This window comes from Phyllobacterium brassicacearum (genome assembly GCF_003010955.1).
In the GTDB taxonomy this organism is placed as follows: domain Bacteria; phylum Pseudomonadota; class Alphaproteobacteria; order Rhizobiales; family Rhizobiaceae; genus Phyllobacterium; species Phyllobacterium brassicacearum.
This window is the reverse complement of sequence record NZ_PGGO01000013.1, coordinates 159,399-167,594: the sequence shown is the minus strand read 5'-3', so window position 1 is coordinate 167,594 and position 8,196 is coordinate 159,399. Positions and strand designations below refer to the sequence as shown.

General features: G+C 58.1%; 8 protein-coding genes. 3 read left to right on the top strand and 5 right to left on the bottom strand.

Annotated elements, in window-relative coordinates; all coding sequences use genetic code 11:
* Window positions 1–232: IS3 family transposase (locus CU102_RS17840; RefSeq protein ID WP_146146472.1), on the top strand; the 232-nt coding region annotated here is incomplete at its 5' end.
* A 76-nt stretch (window positions 233–308) separates the two neighbouring features.
* Here the strand turns inward: CU102_RS17840 and yidC are convergent.
* Genes yidC through rpmH form a run of 3 tightly spaced genes read right to left on the bottom strand, consistent with a single transcriptional unit; the run spans window position 309 to window position 2,724 of the window.
* Complete coding sequence (gene yidC / locus CU102_RS17835; protein ID WP_106712447.1) at window positions 309–2,156, bottom strand: membrane protein insertase YidC; 1,848 nt, start codon at window positions 2,154–2,156, stop codon at window positions 309–311.
* A 33-nt stretch (window positions 2,157–2,189) separates the two neighbouring features.
* Window positions 2,190–2,552: a ribonuclease P protein component gene (gene rnpA / locus CU102_RS17830; RefSeq protein ID WP_106712446.1), complete on the bottom strand. Its 363-nt coding sequence runs from the start codon at window positions 2,550–2,552 to the stop codon at window positions 2,190–2,192.
* A gap of 37 nt (window positions 2,553–2,589) precedes the next feature.
* Window positions 2,590–2,724: a 50S ribosomal protein L34 gene (gene rpmH / locus CU102_RS17825; protein WP_040853797.1), complete on the bottom strand. Its 135-nt coding sequence runs from the start codon at window positions 2,722–2,724 to the stop codon at window positions 2,590–2,592.
* A 260-nt stretch (window positions 2,725–2,984) separates the two neighbouring features.
* Between rpmH and CU102_RS17820 the strand changes: the two genes are divergently transcribed.
* Both CU102_RS17820 and CU102_RS17815 read left to right on the top strand, forming a co-directional pair.
* Entirely contained in the window at window positions 2,985–4,484 is a 1,500-nt protein-coding gene (locus CU102_RS17820; protein WP_106712445.1) for a sensor histidine kinase, read from the top strand.
* A 17-nt stretch (window positions 4,485–4,501) separates the two neighbouring features.
* Entirely contained in the window at window positions 4,502–5,962 is a 1,461-nt protein-coding gene (locus CU102_RS17815) for a phospholipase D-like domain-containing protein (protein WP_106712444.1), read from the top strand.
* On the opposite strand, the gene CU102_RS17810 is transcribed toward CU102_RS17815, so the two are convergent.
* Both CU102_RS17810 and CU102_RS17805 read right to left on the bottom strand, forming a co-directional pair.
* Window positions 5,934–6,785, bottom strand: a complete 852-nt coding sequence (locus CU102_RS17810; RefSeq protein ID WP_106712457.1) for an endonuclease/exonuclease/phosphatase family protein — start codon at window positions 6,783–6,785, stop codon at window positions 5,934–5,936. The two genes, CU102_RS17815 and CU102_RS17810, sit on opposite strands and share 29 nt — an antisense overlap.
* 85 nt (window positions 6,786–6,870) lie before the next feature.
* Window positions 6,871–8,154 carry an NAD(P)/FAD-dependent oxidoreductase gene (locus CU102_RS17805; protein WP_106712443.1) on the bottom strand — a complete coding sequence of 428 codons (1,284 nt, stop codon included), beginning with the start codon at window positions 8,152–8,154 and terminating at the stop codon, window positions 6,871–6,873.
* Window positions 8,155–8,196 lie beyond the last annotated feature (42 nt).

Sequence of the window (8,196 nt, the reverse complement as noted above, 5' to 3'; positions counted from 1 at the left end):
TGGCATCCCCCAGAGCATGTCACGCAAAGGCAACTGCCTCGACAACGCGGCGATGGAAAGCTTCTTCGCCACCCTCAAATCCGAGCTCTTCTATCCCAATCGCTTCGAAAGCATCCAAAGCCTGAAGACGGGCATCGACGACTACATCCACTACTACAATCATCAGCGCATTAAGCTGAAACTAATGGGACTGAGCCCTGTGCAGTACAGAACTCAGTCCCTATTATCCTAGCCAATTAACCGTCCAACTTTACGGGGTCAGTTCACCGAGCCGGGGGCTTTCGTCATTCCGCTGGCAATTAGGGTGCCTACTCGGCGGGCTTGGGCTTTTTCTTGAACATGCCGGCAAGGTTATCCCATAGCTCGACCTTCACGCCCTGACGCTTCATTATGACGCCCTGCTGGATAATCGACAGCGTGTTGTTCCACGCCCAGTAGATGACCAGACCCGCCGGAAAGCTCGCCAGCATGAACGTGAAGATGAGCGGCATCCAGTTGAAGATCATCTGCTGTGTCGGGTCGGGCGGGGTTGGATTCATGCGCATCTGCAGGAACATCGTCACGCCCATGATCAACGGCCAGACGCCGATCATCAGGAAGGCGGGGACGGCCCAAGGCAGTAATCCGAACAGATTGAACAGCGATGTAGGATCCGGCGCGGCAAGATCCTGAATCCAGCCAAAGAACGGCGCGTGACGCATTTCGATAGTGACGTACAGAACCTTGTACAGCGCAAAGAAAACAGGGATCTGGATCAGGATCGGCCAGCAACCGGCGATCGGATTGATCTTTTCCGTCTTGTACAATTCCATCAGCGCCTGCTGCTGCTTGACCTTGTCGTCCGCGTATTTCTCGCGGATTTCTGTCATCTTCGGCTGAACAAGTTTCATGCGCGCCATCGACGCGTAGGACTTGTTTGCTAGCGGGAAGAACACTCCCTTGAGCAGCACCGTCACCACCAGGATTGCAACACCAAAGTTACCGATGGCCTTGTAGAGCCAGTCGATCAGATAGAACATCGGTTTGGTTATGAAATAGAACCAGCCCCAGTCGATCAGCAATTCGAACTGGCGGATATTGCGTTCTTTTTCGTAGGCGTTGATCTTGCCGACTTCCTTCGCCCCGGCGAAGATGAGGTTCTCAATCGTTGCCGATTGGCCAGGTTCGATCGTGGTCGGGTCGGACAGGTAGTCGCTCTGGTAGCGCGGACGGCCATCCTCGAAATAGGACATGCGTGCCTGGAAGGGCTTGTCCGATGACGGAACCAGCGTGGCTGCCCAATACTTGTCGGTGATACCGATCCAGCCGCCGGTCGTTGCCTTTGGCGGTGAGACTTCCTTTTCCTTCTCGATCGCCGAGAAGGTGTATTCCTGCAAACCATCGTCGCCGATCACACCGATCGGGCCCTCATGCAGCACGTACGTACTTGCATGCAGAGGCTTCGAGAACCGTGTAACTCGGCCATAGGAGGCAAGTGAGACAGGAGCGGACGTGCTGTTCGTCACCGCATCCTTGACGGTGAACATATAATTGTCGTCGACGCTGAACGTGCGCTTGAATGTAAGGCCCTTGTCATTGGTATAGACAAGCGTGACCGGTGTTGCCGGGCTGAGCGCACCGTTACCTTCAACAGTCCAGACCGTCGTCGGGCCAGGCACCGTGCCGGTCAGTTCGTTGCCGGTAAAGCCGATCTCGGCAAAATAGCCGTCTGCCATCTGCGCGGGGCTCAACAGCTCGATATTCGGCGAACTGTCGTCGACTGTCTCGTGATATTCCTTGAGCTGCAAATCGTCGAGGCGCGCGCCGGTCAGGTTGATGGATCCCCGAAGGCTTGGGGTGTCGATCTTGACGCGGCCGGACTGGCCGAGAGCGGCAGCGCGGGTCAAGCTGCCTGCCTGGGCGGCATCCTGCGACTGGCCAGGAATATTGGCGCCAGGCGTAGCCGGCGTCGAGGATGGCAAATTCGTCCCATCAGCGCTCGTGCCGGCGGGTGCGCTGGCCTGTCCATCAACGCGCGTCTGTCCTTGCCGCGTAGCCTCGATCTGGGCTTGTTCGCGCTGCGCTTCGATCTTGGGGTTCATGTAGAACACCTGCCAAAGCGTCAGGATCACAATGGACAAGGCAATGGTGATAAAGAAATTACGGTTCGTTTCCATTGTCAGTCCTTGGGGTCGGGTCCTGCCGCGCCGTTAAGGCTTCGACGAACGCCGAGTCTGCGTTTTCTTGGAAACCCGTTTCGAGAGTTCCCGGGTCAGATCCGCGAACGGCGCATTGAGCGCGTCGCGACGAGCAACGATCACATAGTCGGTTCCAGGATGCATGTCATCTGCAACATTGACGCGCACGGCCTCGCGCAGGCGGCGCTTGATGCGATTGCGGACAACGGCATTTCCGTTCTTCTTGGTGACCGTAAAACCGACGCGTGGAGGACCATCCTGGTCCGCTCGCCCATTGACCTCGATCAGAAAATAAGCGCCGCGGCGCTTTTCTCCAGCCCGAACAGCCAAAAACTCCGCTCTCTTGCGAAGGCGGAGTGGTTTTTGCTCATTCATTCTGTAGTGCCAACCGCACGGAACCGTGCGGACTGCCTTATGCCGACAACCGCTTGCGACCGCGAGCGCGACGCGCTGCAATGACCTTGCGGCCGCCTGCCGTTGCCATGCGGGCGCGAAACCCGTGGCGACGTGCGCGGACAAGTTTGGATGGCTGATAGGTACGCTTCATTTGTTAAATACCGCGGTGTGCGGCCCTTCTTGTGGTCTGTTCTTTGACAGGAGCATATCAGGACCGCCATTAGCGCATAAGAATACGCCGCCGGGGCGGTCAACCCGGACGTGCGCGGCTTATAGAGGGAGGATACAGATAAGTCAATTCATCGACGCGATTCAAAATCGGCACAAAAGGCAACTGCTTCTATCCAAGAGAGAAAGGCTCTATTGTGCCAGGAAAGCGTTTGACTTACACCCGACGTTGACGGAGTACAGATGATTGCACCTCAGCAAAAGCCAGAAGTGACCGACATGCAATTGCATGCCGGTCAGCGTTTGCCGGTTCTGAAACGTCTCTCCGGCAAATTGCTGCGCCTCACGCTCCTGTTCGGGCTGCTTGCGGAAGTCATGATCTTTGTGCCTACGGTTGCCGACATGCGTATGCGCTGGCTTTCGGACCGGCTCAATACCGTTGCGGCCGCCAGCGTCGTGCTCGCGGCGAGCAGCGACAAGGATATCCCCCAGTCGGTCCAGAATGACGTCCTTCTTGCAACCGGCACGAAAGCAATTGCGCTAAGCGAGCAAGGCGCGTCTCGCCTGTTAGCAGTGTCCGAGATGCCTTCGAAGGTCGACAAGCACATCGACATTACCGTGACCGATCCCGTTACTATGATCCGAGATGCCCTCGATACCCTGATCAATGGCGGACATCGCGTCATCAGGGTCTATGGACCGGTCGGCGACACCGGCAAAATTATTGAACTGCTCACATCCGATGCGCCTTTGCGCAACGCCATGCTGCACTATGCCCGCAACGTGGCACTTATTTCGCTATTCATTTCATTGATCACCGCAAGCCTGGTATTTCTCGCTATCAGCCGCCTGCTCATTCGACCCATCCAGCGTATGAGTGCCAACATGCTGGCCTTCGCGCAATCACCCGATGACCCGCAAAGAATCATCAAGCCAGAATCGCGCGAGGATGAACTTGGCATTGCCCAGCGCGAGCTGGCCGATATGCAGCGCCAATTGCAACGCACGCTATCGGAGCAAAAACACCTCGCCGACCTCGGTCTTGCCGTTTCCAAGATCAACCACGACATGCGCAATATTCTGGCTTCCGCCCAGCTCATGTCAGATCATCTCGCCAACACCAGCGACCCAACGATGCAGCGATTCGTCCCGAAGCTGGTGCGTACAATCGACCGTGCCATCCATTACTCGCAGACCGTGCTGGCCTATGGCGGCACGCAGGAGGCACCGCCACAGCGGCGGCGGGTAAAACTGCGCACGGTCGTCAACGACGTTGAGGAAATGCTCAACCTGGATGCCAAATCCGGTATAGAATTCAGGAACCTGGTACCGGAATCGCTCGAAATCGATGTCGATCCTGACCAGTTCTTCCGGGTCATCTCCAATCTTTGCCGCAATTCCGTTCAGGCCATGGCCGGTGACACCCGCAGTGACGCATCGGTGATCAAACGGCTGACGATCACGGCCGGGCAAATCGGCACGACCTCCATCATTGGAGTGGAGGATACGGGGCCAGGCCTGCCGCCTAAGGCGCGCGAAAACCTGTTTACAGCCTTCAAGGGCTCCGCCCGCTCGGGCGGAACTGGTCTCGGGCTTGCCATTGTACATGAGTTGGTGCGCGCCCATGGGGGGACGATTGAATTGCGCGAGAGCGAGGGGGCAGGGACGAGTTTTGAAATCCGCATTCCAGATCAACCAGTCTCACTGGCCGAATGGCGTTCGCGCCGGGATTCAGCGTCCTGACATGAAGCCACGCAACGATGGGTGATCTTCTCCCTACATATTGGCCGCATATTCTCTTCGTGCTCTCGATTGCGCTAGGCGTTCCCGCCGCAATTCATGCGACGATGACCAAGGAAGAGGTCCGCGCGGCAATTGGTTGGGTCGGCGTTATTATCCTCTCGCCGGTGATCGGCGCGGTGATCTATGCGGTCGCCGGCATCAACCGGATCAGGCGTTCGTCCATCTCATCGCAGCGCGCTTTCCTGCATGAGATTGGCCAGGACCATCTCATGCGCTTCGATGCAAGCGAGAAGAACATACTTGCGCATTTCGAGAAGCGCTTTGTCGCAATGAAGACGGTTGGCGATCGGGTCAGCCGTTGCAGGCTTACGACCGGCAATGAGATTGTCATGCTGCAAAGCGGCGATGGCGCTTACCACGCCATGCTTGACGCGATCGGTGCAGCAAAGCGCAGCATCCTCGTCGAAACCTATATCTTTGATCGCGATAAGATCGGGCTGCGTATAGCTGATGCGCTGATAGCAGCGGTCAAACGGGGGGTCGAGGTCCGGGTGCTCATTGATGCCGTCGGCGCCCGCTATTCCATTCCCAGTATTGTCGGTTACCTCGCCAAAGGCGGTGTTCCGGTCGATGTGTTCAATGGCAATATTATCGTGGGCCTGCGCCTGCCCTATGCGAACCTTCGCACCCACAGGAAGATCTTGATCGTCGACGGCACAATCGCCTTTACTGGCGGCATGAATATTCGCGCCGGTTTCTCGGCGGAAGTCGTGGGTGAAGACAATGCGCGAGACACGCATTTCCGCCTCACCGGTCCCATCGTCACGGATCTCTTTCATATTGCTTCAGAAGACTGGCGGTTTACCACCAGGGAAGCCCTGTCAGGTGAACCCTGGCACATCGGTGCGTCGGAAAAGCATGCTGGAGAACCCGTGTTCATCCGCGCCGTACCGTCGGGCCCTGACCGGAGTCTTGAAGCCAATCATCGCATGCTCATGGGCGCATTTTCCATCGCTCAAACACGTATTCGTATCATGTCACCCTATTTCCTGCCGGACCGGGAATTGATCAGTGCAATCGTTACGGCTGCACGCCGCGGCGTAGAGGTCGATGTCGTCGTTCCGGCAATCAACAATCTCAAGCTGGTTGATCGCGCCATGACGGCCCAGTTCGACCAGATACTCAAGGGCCATTGTCGTATCTGGCGGGCCAGCGGCAATTTCAATCACTCCAAACTGCTGGTGATCGACGGTTTGTGGGCCTATGTCGGCTCGTCCAATCTCGATCCGCGCTCGCTGCGGCTGAATTTCGAAGTTGATCTCGAGGTCATGGATGCGCAATTCGCGTCCGACGTTGAGGCTCTCGTCGAGAGCGCAATGGCATCGGCGAAGCCGGTTCTCTTGCAGAGCCTGCGCGCACGTTCGTTTTGGGTGCGCCTGCTCGACCGGATTATCTGGCTAGGGTCGCCCTATCTCTGACTCCCAGGACTTCTGCCTCGGCCAGGGCTGACTTCAAATCGACATGCGCCTTGATCGGCAGGTGGTCGGAAGCGACACGGGCCAAAGGCGTGTCATGAACCTCAATCGCCGTGACCAAGTTATGGGGATGCCCGAGAACCCGGTCAAGCGCAAGCACAGGGAAGCGCGATGGGAAGCTCGGTACCGCATTCTTCGCCGGATCGAAAACCGGATGCAGGAAATGCAGCGACGAGCCCTTTCCAACGCGCCATTCGTTCAGGTCACCCATGAGCAAGGTTGGGCGCGCCGGATCGGCCTGCACGGCGCGAACGATAGCTTCCGACTGCTGCTGCCGCGAATGCCTCAGCAAGCCCAGATGCGCGGCGATGATGCGCAGCGGGCCAGCCTCAAGATCGATGTCGACCACAAGGGCCCCGCGCGGCTCCAGACCCGGAAGACCGAGCTGCTGAACCCGCCGAACGACACCCTCGCGAAACAGCAGGAGATTGCCGTGCCAGCCATGCCCTTTGGGATAAAGCGACGTCACCGGCACTGGAACAAGGCTGTTCTCGCGATGAAGGCGCGCCAGATCAAGAAGACCGGATCTTTCGCCAAACCGCTTGTCGGCCTCCTGAATGGCAATGACATCCGCCCCAATCTCGCCAATCACATGGGCGACGCGATCGGGATCGAATTTCTTGTCGATGCCAACACATTTGTGAACATTGTAAGAAGCAATCAGCAGGTCGTTGCGCACGACTCGGGTGACGCCCGTAGGGCGTTTGTTGCGGTTCCTGACCGCGGCGAGAATGCTGGCGGAGACGCTCGGTCTGGTGTGCCGCATCGGCTTCCTGCTATCCATCACTTAGAGATATGTCGGTACGCCAAGAATGGCAAGCGATTGCAAAGGTCGGGTTAACGCTGCAAACTTAAAACCTGTTCCCGACCAGATGCGCGAGTTGCGCGCCGACTTCGTAATAACCTTCGCGAACGGCGCGCAGGCCTTGGTCCTTCGGCTGGGTCACCGGCAAGGGCAGATCGGCGTCTGTAATCTTGCCGACGATTTGCTCCGCAAGGATACGGCCGAACACCGTACCGGGAGCGATGCCACGGCCATTATAACCGCTGAAACTTATCACCTTCGGAGCGAGAGTGTGGAACCTCGGCAGACTGTCCCTTGTCATGCCTATCTGGCCGTACCATCCAGCTTCGAAGGTGATGTCCTTGATCTGTGGGAAAATCTTGGCGATCGATCGCGCCGCCCAGGCCTTGTGAACGGCCATGCCAGTGCCCCGCAATGCGCCGACACTGCCAAACACCAGTCGTCCGGCTTTGTCCATGCGGAAGGAACTCAAGATTTCCTTCGTATCCCAACCGCCCTGCCGTTCGGGCAGGATCGTTTCCCTAATATTCTCGGGCAGCGGTGTGGTGGCGAAATTGAAATAGGGCAGACGCAATAGCTCGGACCGCAGCTCCGGCCATGGCGATGTTGTGTAGGCATTCGTGGCAACGATCACCCAGTCTGCCGACACGGTGCCCGCCGGCGTGCGGAGGATCCAGCGGTCGCCCGTGCGTTCCGTCGCAGCGACCGGCGTTCCGGTGTAGATTGCAGCACCCGCACCAAGCGCAGCCCTTGCCAATCCGCGCACATAACCAAGCGGCTGTATCGTTCCGGCGCGGTTGTCGAGCAGCGCGGCCATATAGGCCGTGGACCCGACTTTGGCTGCCGTTTCCTTCGCATCAAGTAGGCGGACCGCAGCGCCCCGCGCCAGCCACTGTTCGGCTCGCTGTTCGAGTTGCTTGACCCCGGCAGTGCCAACAGCACAATGCAAGGTGCCGTTGCGTTCCAGTTCACAATCGATCTTATGCCTGGCCACAAGATCGAATACCGACTGCGGAGCGTTACCGAGGAGTTCCAGGAGACGTTCGCCGTGCAGCTGACCCAATACGCCGGGCAAATCATTGGGCATCACCCACATGCCAGCATTGACGAGACCAACATTGCGGCCCGAGCCGCCAAATCCGATCTCGACAGCATCGACGACGGCGACCTTCGTTCCAGCCTCCGCCAAGTGCAACGCCGCCGACAGGCCGGTATACCCTGCTCCGATCACGGCGACATCAACGGCGATATCTCCCTGCAACCGATCAGTCTTGGGCGCTGGCGGCGCCGTCTTTTCCCACAGGCCGTGAGAACATTCGTCGTTGAGCATGGGATCACCGTCAGGTCGGGCCGGACGCACCGGCAGTCTTTG